20 protein-coding genes are annotated in these 14,737 nt (G+C 61.7%); 11 read left to right on the top strand and 9 right to left on the bottom strand.

Annotated features, from left to right (window positions below; genetic code table 11):
• The first annotated feature begins 2 nt into the window (after positions 1 to 2).
• The 4 genes from AC1D3C_RS27360 (at position 3) to AC1D3C_RS27345 (ending at position 2,104) form a co-directional block, all read left to right on the top strand.
• On the top strand, positions 3 to 788 hold the full coding sequence (locus tag AC1D3C_RS27360) for an ATP-binding cassette domain-containing protein (protein ID WP_436253732.1): 786 nt from the start codon (positions 3 to 5) through the stop codon (positions 786 to 788).
• 229 nt (positions 789 to 1,017) lie between these two features.
• A complete protein-coding gene (locus AC1D3C_RS27355) occupies positions 1,018 to 1,197 on the top strand; it encodes a hypothetical protein (protein WP_477485087.1) in 180 nt (59 codons plus the stop codon).
• A 141-nt stretch (positions 1,198 to 1,338) separates the two neighbouring features.
• Entirely contained in the window at positions 1,339 to 1,728 is a 390-nt protein-coding gene (locus tag AC1D3C_RS27350) for a group II truncated hemoglobin (protein ID WP_477485086.1), read from the top strand.
• A 55-nt stretch (positions 1,729 to 1,783) separates the two neighbouring features.
• On the top strand, positions 1,784 to 2,104 hold the full coding sequence (locus AC1D3C_RS27345) for a DUF423 domain-containing protein (RefSeq protein WP_477485085.1): 321 nt from the start codon (positions 1,784 to 1,786) through the stop codon (positions 2,102 to 2,104).
• A gap of 221 nt (positions 2,105 to 2,325) precedes the next feature.
• Here AC1D3C_RS27345 and AC1D3C_RS27340 read toward each other — a convergent pair whose 3' ends face one another.
• Together AC1D3C_RS27340 and AC1D3C_RS27335 are read right to left on the bottom strand one after the other, a co-directional pair.
• Positions 2,326 to 2,550: a hypothetical protein gene (locus AC1D3C_RS27340; RefSeq protein ID WP_477485084.1), complete on the bottom strand. Its 225-nt coding sequence runs from the start codon at positions 2,548 to 2,550 to the stop codon at positions 2,326 to 2,328.
• Positions 2,528 to 2,932, bottom strand: a complete 405-nt coding sequence (locus AC1D3C_RS27335) for a DUF2325 domain-containing protein (RefSeq protein WP_477485083.1) — start codon at positions 2,930 to 2,932, stop codon at positions 2,528 to 2,530. The genes AC1D3C_RS27340 and AC1D3C_RS27335 overlap by 23 nt, the downstream gene beginning before the upstream one ends.
• Before the next feature lie 223 nt (positions 2,933 to 3,155).
• Here AC1D3C_RS27335 and AC1D3C_RS27330 point away from each other — a divergent pair, with 223 nt between their 5' ends.
• Positions 3,156 to 4,541, top strand: coding sequence for an NAD(P)-dependent oxidoreductase (locus AC1D3C_RS27330; RefSeq protein WP_477485082.1), 1,386 nt, complete (start codon positions 3,156 to 3,158; stop codon positions 4,539 to 4,541).
• A gap of 15 nt (positions 4,542 to 4,556) precedes the next feature.
• Positions 4,557 to 5,870, top strand: a complete 1,314-nt coding sequence (gene preA, locus AC1D3C_RS27325) for an NAD-dependent dihydropyrimidine dehydrogenase subunit PreA (RefSeq protein ID WP_477485081.1) — start codon at positions 4,557 to 4,559, stop codon at positions 5,868 to 5,870.
• Positions 5,871 to 5,911: 41 nt separating this feature from the next.
• Here the strand turns inward: preA and AC1D3C_RS27320 are convergent, their stop codons facing one another.
• The gene (locus AC1D3C_RS27320; RefSeq protein WP_477485080.1) at positions 5,912 to 6,259 is read right to left on the bottom strand and encodes a carboxymuconolactone decarboxylase family protein; all 348 of its coding nucleotides are present in this window, start codon (positions 6,257 to 6,259) and stop codon (positions 5,912 to 5,914) included.
• A 71-nt stretch (positions 6,260 to 6,330) separates the two neighbouring features.
• On the opposite strand from AC1D3C_RS27320, the gene AC1D3C_RS27315 reads away from it, so the two are divergent.
• Positions 6,331 to 6,633 carry an ArsR/SmtB family transcription factor gene (locus AC1D3C_RS27315; protein ID WP_038544516.1) on the top strand — a complete coding sequence of 101 codons (303 nt, stop codon included), beginning with the start codon at positions 6,331 to 6,333 and terminating at the stop codon, positions 6,631 to 6,633.
• A gap of 1 nt (position 6,634) precedes the next feature.
• Positions 6,635 to 7,180, top strand: a complete 546-nt coding sequence (locus AC1D3C_RS27310) for a rhodanese-like domain-containing protein (RefSeq protein WP_477485079.1) — start codon at positions 6,635 to 6,637, stop codon at positions 7,178 to 7,180.
• Here the strand turns inward: AC1D3C_RS27310 and AC1D3C_RS27305 are convergent.
• The 4 genes from AC1D3C_RS27305 to AC1D3C_RS27290 all read right to left on the bottom strand — a co-directional run bounded on the left by AC1D3C_RS27305 (position 7,177) and on the right by AC1D3C_RS27290 (position 9,495).
• Complete coding sequence (locus AC1D3C_RS27305; protein ID WP_477485078.1) at positions 7,177 to 7,680, bottom strand: hypothetical protein; 504 nt, start codon at positions 7,678 to 7,680, stop codon at positions 7,177 to 7,179. The genes AC1D3C_RS27310 and AC1D3C_RS27305 overlap by 4 nt on opposite strands.
• Positions 7,681 to 7,832: 152 nt before the next feature.
• Positions 7,833 to 8,060, bottom strand: a complete 228-nt coding sequence (locus AC1D3C_RS27300) for a hypothetical protein (protein WP_477485077.1) — start codon at positions 8,058 to 8,060, stop codon at positions 7,833 to 7,835.
• A gap of 89 nt (positions 8,061 to 8,149) precedes the next feature.
• Entirely contained in the window at positions 8,150 to 8,374 is a 225-nt protein-coding gene (locus AC1D3C_RS27295) for a hypothetical protein (RefSeq protein WP_477485076.1), read from the bottom strand.
• Positions 8,375 to 8,595: 221 nt separating this feature from the next.
• Complete coding sequence (locus AC1D3C_RS27290) at positions 8,596 to 9,495, bottom strand: LysR substrate-binding domain-containing protein (RefSeq protein ID WP_477485075.1); 900 nt, start codon at positions 9,493 to 9,495, stop codon at positions 8,596 to 8,598.
• 113 nt (positions 9,496 to 9,608) lie between these two features.
• Here AC1D3C_RS27290 and AC1D3C_RS27285 point away from each other — a divergent pair, with 113 nt between their 5' ends.
• Positions 9,609 to 10,649 (top strand): YeiH family protein, encoded by a 1,041-nt coding sequence (locus tag AC1D3C_RS27285; protein WP_477485074.1) that lies wholly within the window; start codon positions 9,609 to 9,611, stop codon positions 10,647 to 10,649.
• Between the two features lie 67 nt (positions 10,650 to 10,716).
• Here the strand turns inward: AC1D3C_RS27285 and AC1D3C_RS27280 are convergent, their stop codons facing one another.
• On the bottom strand, positions 10,717 to 10,914 hold the full coding sequence (locus tag AC1D3C_RS27280; protein WP_151043593.1) for a DUF2735 domain-containing protein: 198 nt from the start codon (positions 10,912 to 10,914) through the stop codon (positions 10,717 to 10,719).
• Positions 10,915 to 11,361: 447 nt separating this feature from the next.
• Between AC1D3C_RS27280 and AC1D3C_RS27275 the strand changes: the two genes are divergently transcribed.
• Positions 11,362 to 12,399: a glutamine synthetase beta-grasp domain-containing protein gene (locus AC1D3C_RS27275; RefSeq protein ID WP_038544528.1), complete on the top strand. Its 1,038-nt coding sequence runs from the start codon at positions 11,362 to 11,364 to the stop codon at positions 12,397 to 12,399.
• Positions 12,400 to 12,478: 79 nt separating this feature from the next.
• On the opposite strand, the gene rutR is transcribed toward AC1D3C_RS27275, so the two are convergent.
• On the bottom strand, positions 12,479 to 13,120 hold the full coding sequence (gene rutR / locus AC1D3C_RS27270) for an HTH-type transcriptional regulator RutR (protein WP_038544530.1): 642 nt from the start codon (positions 13,118 to 13,120) through the stop codon (positions 12,479 to 12,481).
• Between the two features lie 249 nt (positions 13,121 to 13,369).
• Here rutR and AC1D3C_RS27265 point away from each other — a divergent pair, with 249 nt between their 5' ends.
• Positions 13,370 to 14,623: a Zn-dependent hydrolase gene (locus AC1D3C_RS27265; RefSeq protein ID WP_477485073.1), complete on the top strand. Its 1,254-nt coding sequence runs from the start codon at positions 13,370 to 13,372 to the stop codon at positions 14,621 to 14,623.
• Positions 14,624 to 14,737: the final 114 nt, after the last annotated feature.

Raw genomic sequence — 14,737 nt, 5'->3', positions numbered from 1 at the left:
TCGTGACGGAACAAACCACTCCGCTCGTGGAAATGAAGAACATTTCCATCTCCTTCGGCGGGATCCACGCAGTCGAGAATGCCTCGGTCGATCTTTTCCCCGGCGAGGTCGTGGCGCTGCTTGGCCATAACGGCGCCGGAAAATCGACGCTGATCAAGGTCCTGTCGGGCGCCTACAAGCGTGACAACGGCGACATCATGATCAACGGCGAGACCGCCGATATCCGCAACCCGCGCGACGCCAAGAAATACGGCATCGAGACGATCTACCAGACGCTTGCTGTCGCCGACAATGTCGATGCCGCCGCCAATCTCTATCTCGGCCGCGAGCTGCAGACCAAGTGGGGCACGCTCGACGACGTCGCCATGGAGGCCAGCACCCGCGAGGTGATGGGCCGCCTCAACCCCAACTTCAAGCGCTTCAAGGAGCCGGTGAAGGCGCTGTCCGGCGGCCAGCGGCAATCGGTGGCGATCGCCCGCGCCATCCTGTTCGACGCCCGCATCCTGATCATGGACGAGCCGACGGCAGCGCTTGGGCCCCAGGAAACGGCGCAGGTGGGCGATCTCATCAAGCAGCTGAAGCGCGAAGGCATCGGCATCTTCCTGATCAGCCACGACATCCACGACGTCTTCGACCTCGCCGACCGCGTCTTCGTGATGAAGAACGGCAAGGTGGTCGGTCATGCCCGCACCGAAGACGTCACCAAGGACGAAGTGCTCGGCATGATCATCCTCGGCAAGGTGCCGCCGGGCGCCACGCCCGGCCCCGGCGCCATGAAGGTGGTGTGACCCCAAGACGATAGCGCCCTCCCTTTTAGGTCCGCCGCTGAAGAAGGGTGGCGCAGCGGCGGAACCGGGCCTCTCCCCCGGTTCCGCCTTATGTTTTCTTCAAGGCAGATCACGCTCCGAGAGATCCGCAGGCCATCGATCGGCAACGGCATCCCGGCGATCGGCGCAATCCGGAACTCCTATCCTCACTCGGCGTTGGCCTTCTGAAACCCAAACGTCGGAGTACCAGATGGCTGAAGACAGGACTGCGCAGGAGACCGTCGAGCACACGGAAAAGCCCATGAAAACGGCAAACCATCCGCCGGCCGGGCCGCACGCCAAGGAGCATCTGATCGACAGGGACAAGACGCCCGGCGCCGGTTCTCTGCCCGAACCCGATGCGAAAGAAGTGGATGCGGGATCGGAGTGACGATCCCTCCTCAAATGGTCCTGAACGAAAGCGGGGCCGCGCGACAAGAAAAGCCGCTGTTCTCTGCGACGCCGTGGCGCCTTGCCCGCTGATGCGCGGATCGCTAACACCGCTTGAACGATCAGAACGAGCGGACCGGGCATGGCGGACGAAACCATCACACTTTACGAGGCGATTGGCGGTGACGCGACGGTGCGGGCGCTGGTGAAACGCTTTTACGAACTGATGGACACCCTGCCGGAAGCCGCGCGTTGCCGCGCCGTCCATCCGCCGAGCCTCGAAGGCAGCGAGGAAAAGCTCTACGACTACCTAACCGGTTATCTCGGCGGTCCGCCCGTCTATGTGGAAAAACATGGCCACCCGCGGCTACGCTCGCGCCATTTCGGCGCGGCGATCGGCCCGCTGGAACGGGACGAATGGATGCTCTGCTTCCGCCTCGCCATGGAAGAAACGATCGAAAACCCGAAACTGCGCGACATCATCTGGCCGCCGATCGAGCGGCTGGCCTTCCACATGCAGAACAAGGAATAGGCCGTTGGGAAGACTCCATAATTTGCGGCCGTTGATTCTGTTTGTGAGCGGCCTGATGGGAGCCGCGGGCGTGGCTCTCGCGGCAGCGGCCAGCCATGGCGGCGATACCGCTTTCCTCGGCTCCGCCTCGACCATGTGCCTGGCGCATGCGCCGGTCCTGCTGGGCCTCTATCTCGGTTACCGGTATTTTCGCACGGCCACGCTTGCCGCAGTCGTGCTGGGTCTCGGCACGATCACTTTCGCCGGCGATCTCGTCTCGCGCCACTATCTCGGCGACCGGCTGTTTCCGATGGCGGCACCGGTCGGCGGGACAGGGATGATGCTGGGCTGGCTGATCGTGGCCGCGGGAGCGTTTTTGAAGGTGCGGGAGGTTTAGGGACCTCTCGGGCCTGAGCGGTTCTCTCCTCCACAAGGGGGATAAGGAAGAGGCGCGCTATCCGCGTACTCCCTCTTCTCCCCAGCGGGGAGAAGTGCCGAGCGAATGCGAGGCGATGAGGGGGCCACGCATTCGGCGCCGACGATATGGCTTCGCCCCCCTCATCCGACCCTTCGGGCCACCTTCTCCCCGCTGGGGAGAAGAGGGAGCGCCCATTGTCCCTACCGCCTAAAAGCCAGAACCTTTGCGCTTTCAATTTCGGCAACATCCACCGAGCGCGGCCGCTCAGCCCTCGGCATCACCACCACATTGGTCATATCCGCGGCCGCCTCGGCGCGGGCCGTCAGCAGCGCGTAAAGTTCCGGCACCAGCCCATCGCCATTCTGTTCGGCGAGTTTGTGCAGGCCGATGAAAAGGCTGGCGTCACGACGTTCTTCGTTCATCATTGCGTTCCTTCATGGTCTGGAGTGCCCGCTCCAGACTGGATTTCGAGCCGTTGCGCAGGGGCACGAAGGCGACGCCGAACTTCTTGCAGCCGGTCTTCACCCTCAGACACGCATCGTGGCTGATACAGTCGATGGGGCAGAAGACGCAGTCGACAGAAGGCAGCACCGTATCGATGCGGGAGACCGCCTCGCGAAGTCCGCCGTCGTGGTGGATCAGTTCGGCACCGAAATTGCTGGCAATCTCCCTCAGGTGGGCCACCTGACAGTCACGACCACCGACATAGAGAAAGCTGCGGACGTCGGTCGCTGCCGGTCCCCGCGTTTCCGCGCCTTTTGCCTCCCCGCTGGAATTGCCGTGTCTGTTCTTCTGCTTCTTGGCCATATGCCCCTCGCCGCCGATTCTGCTGACGCTTCGGTTCCTCAATGGCGGCACCATATTAAAGTTGATTTTCAGAGTAAAGATTAAAGTGGACTATTTTTATCATGATATAACGGGCACCCTGATAAAGACCCGCCCGCCAAAAATTTACCGTTTGATAAATTTTTTGGCTGTGGTACCTTTTGCCCAATAGTTGTCCATGAATCCATAAAAGAGGGAACTTAGGATGGAACGACTGGGAAACGGTCCGAAGGCCGGCATTGAAGCCGGTCGTCTTTCACCGGCGGAGTATGAGGCGAATTTCGCCGATCTCCACCCGCGTCTCGACAGGCACGAAGCGCTGGTCGCGGCCGATCGCTGTTATTTCTGCTACGACGCGCCGTGCATGACGGCCTGTCCCACCTCCATCGATATACCGCTGTTCATCCGGCAGATATCGACGGGCAATCCGCTGGGGTCGGCGAAGACCATCTTCGACCAGAATATCCTGGGCGGCATGTGCGCCCGCGTCTGTCCCACCGAAACGCTCTGCGAACAGGCCTGCGTGCGCAACACGGCCGAGGACAAGCCGGTCGAGATCGGCAAGCTGCAGCGTTATTCCACCGATATCGCCATGGAACAGGGCCGGCATTTCTACAGCCGCAAGACCCCGACCGGAAAGACGGTCGCGGTGGTCGGCGCCGGTCCAGCCGGCCTTGCCGCCGCGCACCGGCTTGCCATGCACGGCCATTCGGTCACCATTCTCGAAGCCCGCGAAAAGGCCGGCGGCCTCAACGAGTACGGCATCGCCACCTACAAGGCGGTCGATGATTTCGCCGCCCGCGAAGTCGATTACGTCACCGCCATCGGCGGTATCGAGATCGTCAACGGCCAGGCGCTTGGCCGGGATTTCTCGCTGTCCGACCTCTCCGCCAAATATGACGCCGTTTTCCTCGGCATGGGCTTGGCCGGCGTCAACGGCCTCGGCATCGAGGGTGAGGCGCTTGCAGGCGTCGAGGATGCGGTGGATTTCATCGCCGCCCTTCGCCAGGCAAAGGACAAGAGCGTGCTGCCGATCGGCCGGCGCGTCGTCGTCCTCGGCGGCGGCATGACCGCGATCGACGCCGCGATCCAGTCAAAACTGCTCGGCGCCGAAGAGGTGACAATCTGCTACCGCCGCGGCAAGGAAAACATGAACGCCTCGCCCTACGAACAGGATCTGGCGACCGCCAATGGCGTCATCATCCGCCACTGGCTGGCGCCAAAATCGATCATCGGCAAGGACGGCCCCAATGGCGCTCATGTCGCCGGCATCGAGGTGGAATATACGGCGATACGCGACGGCAAGCTCATCGGCACCGGCGAGACCGGCGTCATCGCCGCCGACCAGATCTTCAAGGCGATCGGCCAGACCTTCTCGGCCTCGGGCCTCGGCGCACTGCAGTTCGAAAAGGGCAAGATCGTCGTGGATCCGGAAGGCCGCACGTCGCTCGAAGGCGTCTGGGCCGGCGGCGACTGCATCGGGTCAGGTGAGGACCTGACCGTTTCAGCGGTCGCTCAAGGGCGCGATGCGGCTGAAAGCATCGCAAAAGCTCTGGCCGCCGCAGCGCAGCCGGCAACCGCAGTGGCTTGAGGGGAGAACGAGACAATGGCTGATATCCGCAACAATTTCATCGGCATCAAATCCCCCAACCCGTTCTGGCTCGCGTCCGCGCCGCCGACCGACAAGGCCTACAATGTCGAGCGCGCCTTCAAGGCGGGCTGGGGCGGCGTGGTCTGGAAGACGCTCGGCGAGGAAGGCCCGCCGGTCGTCAATGTCAACGGACCGCGCTACGGTGCGATCTGGGGCGCCGACCGCCGCCTGCTTGGCCTGAACAATATCGAGCTGATCACCGACCGCGATCTCTACACCAACCTTCGCGAAATGAAGGAAGTGAAGAAGAACTGGCCGGACCGGGCGATCGTCGCCTCGATCATGGTCCCTTGCGAGGAACAGGCCTGGAAGGCGATCCTGCCGCTGGTCGAAGAGACCGAAGTCGACGGCATCGAGCTCAATTTCGGCTGTCCGCACGGCATGTCAGAGCGCGGCATGGGCTCCGCGGTCGGGCAGGTGCCGGAATATATCGAAATGGTGGTGCGCTGGTGCAAGCAGTATACCCGCATGCCCGTCATCACCAAGCTGACGCCGAACATCAGCGACATCCGCCACCCTGCCCGCGCGGCCAAGCGCGGCGGCACCGACGCAGTCTCGCTGATCAACACCATCTCGTCGATCATCTCCGTCGATCTCGACAGCTTCTCGCCCAACCCGTCGGTCGGCGGCAAGGGCAGCCATGGCGGTTATTGCGGCCCGGCGGTCAAGCCCATCGCGCTCAACATGGTCGCCGAGATCGCCCGCGATCCGGAAACCTACGGCCTGCCGATCTCCGGCATCGGCGGCGTCACCACCTGGCGTGATGCGGCCGAATTCCTGGCGCTCGGGGCCGGCAACGTGCAGGTCTGCACCGCGGCGATGACCTACGGCTTCAAGATCGTCGAGGAAATGATCACCGGTCTCTCCGACTGGATGGACGAAAAGGGCCATCGGTCGCTGGACGACATTATCTGTCGCGCGGTCCCCAACGTCACCGACTGGCAGTATCTGAACCTCAACTACATCGCCAAGGCGCATATCGACCAGGATGCCTGCATCAAGTGCGGCCGCTGCCACATCGCCTGCGAAGACACCTCCCACCAGGCGATCACCAGCATGGTCGATGGCGTGCGTCATTTCGAGGTGATGGAAGAGGAATGCGTCGGCTGCAATCTCTGCGTCAACGTCTGTCCCGTCGAGAACTGCATCACCATGGAAGCGCTGCCAGCCGGCGACCTCGACAAGCGCACCGGCAAGGTGGTCGATCCGACCTACGCCAACTGGACCCAGCATCCGAACAACCCGATGGCAAGGCAGGCCGCGGAGTAGAATGGCAGGGAGACAGGAGGGCGGCCCGGCCGCCTTCCCTTTTACGCCACTTCTGAAAACTGATCCCAGGCGCGCAACGTGTCGGCTGCATACATCAGCGCGGGCCCGCCGCCCATATAGGCGCCCATCGCCGCCACCTCGGCAATCTCCTGCCGCGTAGCACCGAGTCCGCGTAACGCCTTGGTATGGAAGCCGATACAGCCATCGCACCGCTGGGTGATACCGATCGCGAGCGCAATCAGTTCCTTCGTCTTCCTGTCCAGCGCGCCATCGGCACCGGCCCCCTTCGACAAAGCGTAGAACCCTTGCATCGCGTCGGGCGTCAGCTTCCGCATCTCGGCGGTGTAAGCGGATATGTCCCTGGTGATCTGGCGATAGTCTTTCGTCATTCAGGTCTCCTGCAATCTTTACAGTTCATGTTTTTATGATATAAGAAAAACATGAACTGTAAAGGCCACCCATGGACCTGACTGACGAAATGCCCGTGAAGGCCGAGGAGGTGGCGAACTTCCTCAAGGGCCTGGCCAATTCCCACCGGCTGCTGGTGCTCTGTGCGCTGGCGGAGGGCGAGCGCAATGTCGCTCAGCTGATCGAGGCGACCGGCATCGCGCCAACCTCGATGTCACAGCATCTGGCCAAGCTGAAGGAAGAAGGCATCGTCGACTTCCGGCGGGAACACCGCACGCTTTTCTATTTCATCGTCCATCCGGCCGTCAGCGAACTGATGGGCATCCTCTACCGGCATTTCTGCAAGGGAAAATAAGATGAGCACCGAAACCACGAAGACCGTATCCGCAACGCAGGCCGCCGACTGGCTAGCCGCGGGCGATGCGATCCTGATCGACGTGCGCGAGCCGGACGAGTTCCGGGCCGAGCATATCGCCGCGGCCGCCTCGCTGCCTCTTGGTACCGTGGGCGACCTGCGGCAGAACCTGAAGGTCCCGGAAAACCGAAGGATCGTTGTGCATTGCCTGAAAGGCGGACGCGGCGAACAGGCCTGCCGTAAACTCGAGGATATCTTGCCGGCTCACCGGATCTACAATCTCGAAGGCGGCATCACCGCATGGAAACAGGCAGGTTTGCCCGTCGTCGGGCCTGCCACAGGTAAAGGTGGGCCATCGATCTTTCGCCAGGTGCAGATGATCGTCGGGAGCCTCGTGCTGCTTTCCGTGGCTCTTGGCTTTCTTGGCCTGACGCCTGCCTTTGCGCTGGCCGGATTTTTCGGCTTCATGCTTGCCTTTGCGGGCTTCAGCGGCTGGTGCGGCCTCGCCCTCCTGCTTCAGCGCATGCCTTGGAACCGGACGACCTAACGCGAACCGGGAAGAGGCGGAGTGCTTCTCGGCGTTCTGGTTCTGGCGCTCCTGATCAGCAAGGCCATGCGATCGCGCGCCAGGGCGGCCTTGTCCAGCTTGAGGTGTTCGCTGAATTCCACCGGGCCATGTTCCGGCGTCTTCAGAAGGCAGCGGTAGTGCATGCCTCCCTCGCCGTCGCTTTCCGCGTCGATGGTCGGAGCCGGCAGGCGATCGGGATCGATGCGCTCCTCGTCATGGGTCCAGGGCCAGCGGCGAATGACGATCCAGCTGCCGTCGCTCTTCTGCCGGACCGAGACGATCGGCCGTGTCAGTGCTCCGAATGCCAGCCAGCAGCCGAGGCCCCAGAAAAAAGCGATAGTGAGAGCCCTGAACGGTTCCTGGGAGATGCCGCTGTCACGGAGGAAAACCCAGGTCATCAGCACAAGAATAGCAAACCAGGCGACAATGAAGAGCCAGCCATACAGTGGTCGCAGGTTCCTAAAAAGCAGTCTCTCCATGGGTTTCATCTCCCAAGACTTCTTTCGGTCCACAATTATAACACAACGCCTGCAATATGCGAACTATCTAAAGAATGAGTACGGAAACAAAGAGGCCCGGCGGGTTGGCCGGGCCTTCTTCGTACTGGATGCCTGCAATGAGTTCAGGGCGATCAGTTCGGGCGGTTTGCGCCGTCGAAATAGTCGCCGCTGTTGACGTCGGCCTGAACGTTGGCCTTCCGGGCTTCGGCCTTCTGGCCGATGCTGCCGGTCTGGACCTGGTCGACGGTTGCGGAAGCCTTGGAAACGCCTTCGTAATAGTCGCCTTCAGCGAGAGCGGCGGAAGCGAAGGAAGCCGAAGCGATGAGAGCTGCAGCGATTGCGGAAGTGATCCTGGTCATTGTGGTAGTCCTTTCAGAGTGTTCCGCGGCTCACGAGTTTGCGACCTGGCCTGCGGATTGTTTGTTTCGGTATCTTGAGTGAGCTGCAGTTAGTTCGGGCGGTTGGCGCCGTCGAAATAGTCGCCATTGTTGATGTCGGCCTGGAGCTTTTCGTTCCGGCCGATGCTGCCGGTGCTGATGCGGTCAACGGCGGCCGAGGCGGCGGGAGCGTTCTTCTGGACGCCCTGGTAATAGTCGCCTTCGGCAAGAGCGGCAGAAGCGAACGAAGCCGAAGCGATCAGGGCTGCGGCGATGGCGGAGGAAATTCTGTTCATTGTCTTCTTCCTTGATGTGGTGGAGCCGAGTTTCTCGAAGCCCCTATCCGTGTTTGATCTTGTCTTTCGAAGCTCGTTGCCGCGCTTCTGATGCTTAAGATGGTGCAAGTCGGCCGCCGGGAATAGACAGCAAGTTGCAGACGTATTGTTCGCAAATACTGAACGATTTAAATTTTATCGTTCACACAAAGCGCGCACTTACGTGGGGATCTGGCCGGGGATCAGCGGGAGCTGTCTTCAGCCGGCTCGTTCAATAGGTCGAGCATGGCGCGCAGCGCCCGGGTGACGTGCCGCTCGCCATGGAAGATCGCCGAGAACTGACGGAGCGGCATCGGGAAATCGGCAATGTGAAGCCGGCCGGAAAAGGAGTGGGACGATGCTGCCCGGCTTGAAAGCACCGTGGCGCTCAACCCCGCCTCCACCGCCGCCATCGCCGCCTCGTTCGACGGCATTTCAAGAACAACGGACAATGACTGCGGCTCGATGCCGAGATTGAAGAGCTGCGCCTCGAAGGCCGAGCGTGTGCCGGATCCCTGTTCGCGCATGATCCAGTTGGTTTCGAGAAGATCGCTCGAGCGGATCTTGCGACCGTCCGCCCAGGGGTGGCGGCTGCCGACCACCAGGACCAGCCGGTCCTCCGCCACCTTGCGGCGTTTGAGCCCCGCCAGAAACACCTCGCCTTCAACGACCGCGAGTTCCGCCGCCCCGGTCAGCACGGCTTCGGCAGCACTCTGGGTGTTGCCGACGGTAAGCCTCACGTCAACGCGCGGGAACCGCTCGTGATAACTGACGAGGCGAGCCGGCAGCCAGTAGCTCGCCACCGTCTGGCTGGCATGCACACGCAGGATGCCCGACGCGGACCCGCCGAGATCGGCCAGCACATGCTCGGCGGTTTGGGCCCGCTCCAGAACGGCGCGCGCCTCCGGCACGAACAGTTTTCCCGCTTCGGTGAGCTCGATCCGCCGCCCGACCCGGTTGAACAGGATCACGGCATGGCGCGCCTCCAGCGCCGAGATCGCCGCACTCACCGCCGACTGCGTGAGGTTCAGCACCTCCGCCGCACGGGTCACATGTTCGCGCGTAGCGACTTCCAGAAAAATTCGAAGCTGATCGAGGGTCATCGTCCAAAACCATTCGCCTTTATCGAACGATATCAGAAAACTTATCAATTGGATTTGTGTTTCTACAGAAGAGAGAATAATTTTCGACGAATAGAGACTCTCGTGGAAAAATCATGAAGCCGATTCAGCCGACTGCGGAACAGCGCGCCCTTCCCGCCTCGCCCCACTGGCCGGCATTTCTCCAGCTTCTTCCCGGACTTCTTCTAACCGCCGCGATCGCCACGGCCGCCCTCACCGTCCGCAATCTGACCGGATGGATGGCGCTGAGCCCGCTCATCCTGTCGATCGTTTTCGGCATGCTGATCCGCAATCTGGCCCCTGTCCCGGTGGCCGTCGAGCCCGGCATCGGCTTTTCGCTAAAGCGGATCCTGCGCTTCGGCATCGTGCTGCTCGGCCTGCAGGTGACGGCCGGCCAGATTCTCTCGCTCGGCGGCGCCGGTCTTGCCATGGTGGCCCTGACACTGGTGACCACCTTCGTGGCGATCCGCTTGGTCGGCCGGGCCATGGGTGTCGACCGGTCGCTGACCGACCTGATCGCCGCCGGGACTTCGGTCTGCGGCGCCTCGGCCGTCATCGCCGCCAATACGGTAGTGCGTGGCAAGCAGGAACATGTCGCCTATGCGATCGCCTGCGTCACGCTGTTCGGGTCGCTGTCGATGCTTGTCTATCCACTGCTCGCCGCCCCGCTCGGGCTCGACGCCCGCGGTTATGGCCTGTGGACCGGCTCGACCATCCATGAAGTCGCGCAGGTGGTGGCCGCCGCCTTCCAGGGCGGCGATGTCGCCGGGCAGTTCGGCACCATTTCCAAGCTCGCCCGCGTCGTCATGCTGGCGCCGCTGATCATGACGCTGGCGCTCGCCATGCGCTCCGGCGCGGAAGGCCCCTCGAAGGCTTCGGCGCCGATGCCGTGGTTCGTGCTCGGTTTTATCGGGATGATGCTCTTCAACAGCGCAGTCACCATTCCGGCAGGCGTGAGCCAGACGCTCGTGACGTCGACGAGTTTCCTGCTGTCAATGGCGCTTGCGGCCATGGGACTGCAGACCGATATCCGCAAGCTGAAGGCGGAAGGCTGGCGGCCGCTCGCGCTCGGCGCATTCGGCTGGCTGTTCATCGCGGTCTTCGGCTACGCGATGTTGAAACTGTTCGCATTCTGAAGGAAAAGGGATCGAACGAATGCGGGGCCGCGTCATCCAATGGCGCGGCCTTTTTGTCATCTATGGATCAGCAGGGCTTCGGCTGGTCGTTCTTGGGCTCTGAATCCCGCACTGCTTCGTCGTGATACCAGCAATTGGTATCGACAACACTCAACGCAACCTCATGGATCCCGGTCGGCACGGTCCGGCCATCCTCCAGCCGCCGTCTCGGGCGGACCGGAAACTGATAGATCGTTGCTGACTCACGATGGATGTGAATTGCCATCCTATCGTCTCCTAACTTCAAAAGTGCATCCAAACCCGCACAGAGCACAAATCTGCACATTTTTTGTGCTTATTGCATGATTTTATATCATTTTTCCGACTCGCGCTAGGCGCTAATTTAGCGGCAGCGCGGTTCCGGCGATCTATTTTGCTCGCAGGAACCTCCAGCGGGGAAACGTGTGCCAACCGGACCCGGTTCCGGGCAATCTTGATAGAACCTTTAAAACTCGGAGATTTCATGAGACCGTGCTGATTTACAGGACCTTTAGTCCCTATCAGCGCTCCGCTCGCGACCCTTCGTTCACACTTTTTTAATCCAAAACCGTCGCTCCGATGCAAACTGGCACGGGAAATGCGTTCTTCTGGTTACCCCGGAGGCGCGGTATCGTCGCGATGCCGCTTCCTCAGGATGGCTCAACCATGAACGTCACGGCCTGAGAGATAAAATATGACCAAGTATAAGCTCGAGTACATCTGGCTCGACGGGTACACCCCGGTACCGAACCTGCGTGGCAAGACGCAGATCAAGGAATTCGACACCTTCCCGACGCTCGAACAGCTGCCGCTGTGGGGCTTCGACGGTTCGTCGACCATGCAGGCCGAAGGCCGCTCGTCCGATTGCGTGCTGAAGCCGGTTGCTCTTTATCCCGATCCGGCCCGCACCAACGGCGCGCTGGTCATGTGCGAAGTCATGATGCCGGACGGCGTCACCCCGCATGCGACCAACGCCCGCGCGACCATTCTCGACGACGAGGATGCCTGGTTCGGTTTCGAGCAGGAATACTTCTTCTACCAGAACGGCCGCCCGCTCGGCTTCCCGGAACAGGGTTACCCCGCTCCGCAGGGTCCGTATTACACCGGCGTCGGTTACTCGAACGTTGGTGACGTCGCCCGCGAAATCGTCGAAGAGCATCTCGACCTCTGCCTGGAAGCCGGCATCAACCACGAAGGCATCAATGCCGAAGTGGCCAAGGGCCAGTGGGAATTCCAGGTTTTCGGCAAGGGCTCCAAGAAGGCCGCCGACCAGATCTGGATGGCACGCTACCTGCTGCAGCGCCTGACTGAAAAGTACGGCATCGACATCGAATATCACTGCAAGCCGCTCGGCGACACCGACTGGAACGGCTCGGGCATGCACTGCAACTTCTCGACCAAGTACATGCGCGAAGTCGGCGGCAAGGACTATTTCGAAGCGCTGATGGCTGCTTTCGACAAGAACCTGATGGACCACATCGCCGTCTACGGTCCGGACAACGACAAGCGCCTGACCGGCAAGCACGAAACGGCTCCGTGGAACAAGTTCTCCTACGGCGTTGCCGACCGCGGCGCTTCGATCCGCGTGCCGCACTCGTTCGTCAAGAACGACTACAAGGGCTATCTGGAAGATCGCCGTCCGAACTCCCAGGGCGACCCCTACCAGATCGCTTCCCAGGTTCTGAAGACGATCGCCGAGGTCCCGACCAACCGGGCTTCCGCCGCCGCCTGATAGAAGGCTCGGCAATCGGTAGATGAGAAGACGCCGGCCTCAGTGCCGGCGTTTTTCGTTTTCGGATTAGGAAGGAAGTTCAGGCGCGCGCCCGCAGCCCGTCTATGAAGAGCTGTTCCAAGAATCGCGCCGCATCCTCGAAACGCCCTTCACCCGCATAGTCCTGGCCGAGCACGGCGCGCACCTGCACGTCGAAGTCGGCATAATGCTGGGTCGTCGACCAGATCGAGAAGATCAGGTGATAGGGATCGCATTTGGCGATCTTGCCCGACCGCGCCCAGGCGCGGATCACCTCCGCCTTTTCGTCGACCAGCGCCTTCAAAGGGCCTTTCAGCTCATCCTCGATATGCGGCGCGCCCTGCAGCACCTCGTTGGCGAAGAGCCGGCTCTCGCGCGGGAAATCGCGGGCCATCTCGAGCTTGCGGCGGATATAGGAACGGATTTCCGATTCCGGATTGCCCTCCGCGTCGAAGGCGCGCAGCGGCTCCAGCCAGGTGAACAGGACCCGGTCGATCAGGTGACGGTGGATCGCCTCCTTGGTGCGGAAATAATAGAGCAGATTGGGTTTGGACATACCGGCGGCCTCGGCGATCTGATCGATCGTGGCGCCGCGGAAACCATTCTGGGAAAATACGTCGAGCGCGGCTTCAAGGATGCGCTCCTCCTTCTCTTCCTGGATGCGGGTGCGTCTCTGCGTCTTCGCCGCCCTCGGGATGGCCATGCGTGTCCCTGCCCTCTTCCGCGTCCACCCGCGCTTTAGAAATTCCGCTGGATTTTTCTTGATTTTCGTCTTGAGTGGCGCGGCGGAAATAGTAATGTTTTACCAAGCGGTCAAATTATCGGCGACAAGCAGAATAAACGCAATGCCGATCTTCGCATGCCTCGTTTCAAAGCGGGCGCGCGGAGGACCATGGGAACGAAAAGCATGCCGCCCGCACGGGTGGCCGTGAAAACAGGCGAGGACTGAAAAATGGTGGCAGCACCCGGCGAGAACTTGCGCATCAACGGCGATCGTCTCTGGGACATGCTCATGGACATGGCGAAGATCGGCCCCGGCATTGCCGGTGGCAACAATCGCCAGACGCTGACGGATGCGGACGGCGAAGGCCGCCATCTCTTCAAGACATGGTGCGAGGCCGAAGGAATGACGGTCGGCGTCGACAGGATGGGCACGATGTTTGCCACCCGCGCCGGAACCGATCCGGACGCCCTGCCGGTCTATGTCGGCAGTCATCTCGACACCCAGCCGACCGGCGGCAAATATGACGGCGTTCTCGGCGTCCTCGGCGCGCTGGAAGTGGTCCGCACCATGAATGACCTCGGGATCAGGACGAAACATCCGATCGTCGTCACCAACTGGGCGAACGAGGAAGGCGCGCGTTTCGCCCCCGCCATGCTGGCGTCGGGCGTCTTTGCCGGCGTTCACTCGATCGATTACGCCTACGGCCGCAAGGATCCGGACGGCAAGACCTACGGCGACGAGTTGAAGCGCATCGGCTGGCTCGGCGAAGAAGAGGTCGGCGCCAGAAAGATGCATGCCTATTTCGAATATCATATTGAACAGGGGCCGATCCTCGAGGCCGAGGAGAAGCAGATCGGCGTCGTCACCCACTGTCAGGGCCTATGGTGGCTGGAATTCACACTGACCGGTCGCGAAGCACATACCGGCTCGACGCCGATGAACCTGCGCGTCAACGCAGGCCTTGCCTTCGGCCGCATCCTCGAAATGGTGCAGGCGGTGGCGATGTCCGAACAGCCGGGCGCCGTGGGCGGCGTCGGCCAGGTGTTCTTCTCGCCCAACTCCCGCAACGTGCTGCCGGGCAAGGTGGTCTTCACCGTCGACATCCGCACGCCGTCCCAGGAAAAGCTCGACCGCATGCGGGCGACGATCGAGAAACAGGCCACTGAAATCTCCGAGCCGCTCGGCGTCGGCTGTTCGGTCGAGGCGGTCGGCCATTTCGATCCGGTGACCTTCGATCCGGTCCTGGTCGGCCGTGTCCGAGAAGCGGCAGAAAAGCTCGGCTACAGCCATATGAACATCATCTCCGGCGCCGGCCACGACGCGTGCTGGGCCGCCAAGGTGGCGCCCGCGACGATGATCATGTGCCCCTGCGTCGGCGGGCTTTCGCACAACGAGGCGGAAGAGATTTCCAGGGAATGGGCGGCAGCCGGCGCGGATGTGCTGTTCCATGCCGTGCTGGAGACGGCGGAGATTGTGGAGTGAGCTGATGCGTTTGTCGGTGAACACGTCCGCATCCTTGATGGACAGCGGCTCATCTTCGATGAGCACCCCCTCATCCGACCCTTCGGGCCACCTTCTCCCCGCCGGGGAGAAGAG

Source organism: Neorhizobium sp. P1_A6 (assembly GCF_056406795.1).
The sequence above is the reverse complement of the archived record's forward strand: the minus strand, read 5'-3'. Positions and strand labels throughout refer to the sequence as shown.

What these genes read in the sequence shown, in the direction of transcription:
- AC1D3C_RS27285 (WP_477485074.1), top strand. Translation starts at nt 9,609, where the DNA reads ATGAAGCCGATTCAGCCGACTGCGGAACAGCGCGCCCTTCCCGCCTCG.
- AC1D3C_RS27300 (WP_477485077.1), bottom strand. Translation starts at nt 8,060, where the DNA reads ATGACCAGGATCACTTCCGCAATCGCTGCAGCTCTCATCGCTTCGGCT.
- AC1D3C_RS27340 (WP_477485084.1), bottom strand. Translation starts at nt 2,550, where the DNA reads ATGATGAACGAAGAACGTCGTGACGCCAGCCTTTTCATCGGCCTGCAC.
- AC1D3C_RS27355 (WP_477485087.1), top strand. Translation starts at nt 1,018, where the DNA reads ATGGCTGAAGACAGGACTGCGCAGGAGACCGTCGAGCACACGGAAAAG.
- AC1D3C_RS27345 (WP_477485085.1), top strand. Translation starts at nt 1,784, where the DNA reads ATGGGAGCCGCGGGCGTGGCTCTCGCGGCAGCGGCCAGCCATGGCGGC.
- AC1D3C_RS27280 (WP_151043593.1), bottom strand. Translation starts at nt 10,914, where the DNA reads ATGGCAATTCACATCCATCGTGAGTCAGCAACGATCTATCAGTTTCCG.
- AC1D3C_RS27330 (WP_477485082.1), top strand. Translation starts at nt 3,156, where the DNA reads ATGGAACGACTGGGAAACGGTCCGAAGGCCGGCATTGAAGCCGGTCGT.
- AC1D3C_RS27320 (WP_477485080.1), bottom strand. Translation starts at nt 6,259, where the DNA reads ATGACGAAAGACTATCGCCAGATCACCAGGGACATATCCGCTTACACC.
- AC1D3C_RS27275 (WP_038544528.1), top strand. Translation starts at nt 11,362, where the DNA reads ATGACCAAGTATAAGCTCGAGTACATCTGGCTCGACGGGTACACCCCG.
- rutR (WP_038544530.1), bottom strand. Translation starts at nt 13,120, where the DNA reads ATGGCCATCCCGAGGGCGGCGAAGACGCAGAGACGCACCCGCATCCAG.
- AC1D3C_RS27265 (WP_477485073.1), top strand. Translation starts at nt 13,370, where the DNA reads ATGGTGGCAGCACCCGGCGAGAACTTGCGCATCAACGGCGATCGTCTC.
- AC1D3C_RS27310 (WP_477485079.1), top strand. Translation starts at nt 6,635, where the DNA reads ATGAGCACCGAAACCACGAAGACCGTATCCGCAACGCAGGCCGCCGAC.
- AC1D3C_RS27315 (WP_038544516.1), top strand. Translation starts at nt 6,331, where the DNA reads ATGGACCTGACTGACGAAATGCCCGTGAAGGCCGAGGAGGTGGCGAAC.
- AC1D3C_RS27335 (WP_477485083.1), bottom strand. Translation starts at nt 2,932, where the DNA reads ATGGCCAAGAAGCAGAAGAACAGACACGGCAATTCCAGCGGGGAGGCA.
- AC1D3C_RS27290 (WP_477485075.1), bottom strand. Translation starts at nt 9,495, where the DNA reads ATGACCCTCGATCAGCTTCGAATTTTTCTGGAAGTCGCTACGCGCGAA.
- preA (WP_477485081.1), top strand. Translation starts at nt 4,557, where the DNA reads ATGGCTGATATCCGCAACAATTTCATCGGCATCAAATCCCCCAACCCG.
- AC1D3C_RS27305 (WP_477485078.1), bottom strand. Translation starts at nt 7,680, where the DNA reads ATGGAGAGACTGCTTTTTAGGAACCTGCGACCACTGTATGGCTGGCTC.
- AC1D3C_RS27350 (WP_477485086.1), top strand. Translation starts at nt 1,339, where the DNA reads ATGGCGGACGAAACCATCACACTTTACGAGGCGATTGGCGGTGACGCG.
- AC1D3C_RS27295 (WP_477485076.1), bottom strand. Translation starts at nt 8,374, where the DNA reads ATGAACAGAATTTCCTCCGCCATCGCCGCAGCCCTGATCGCTTCGGCT.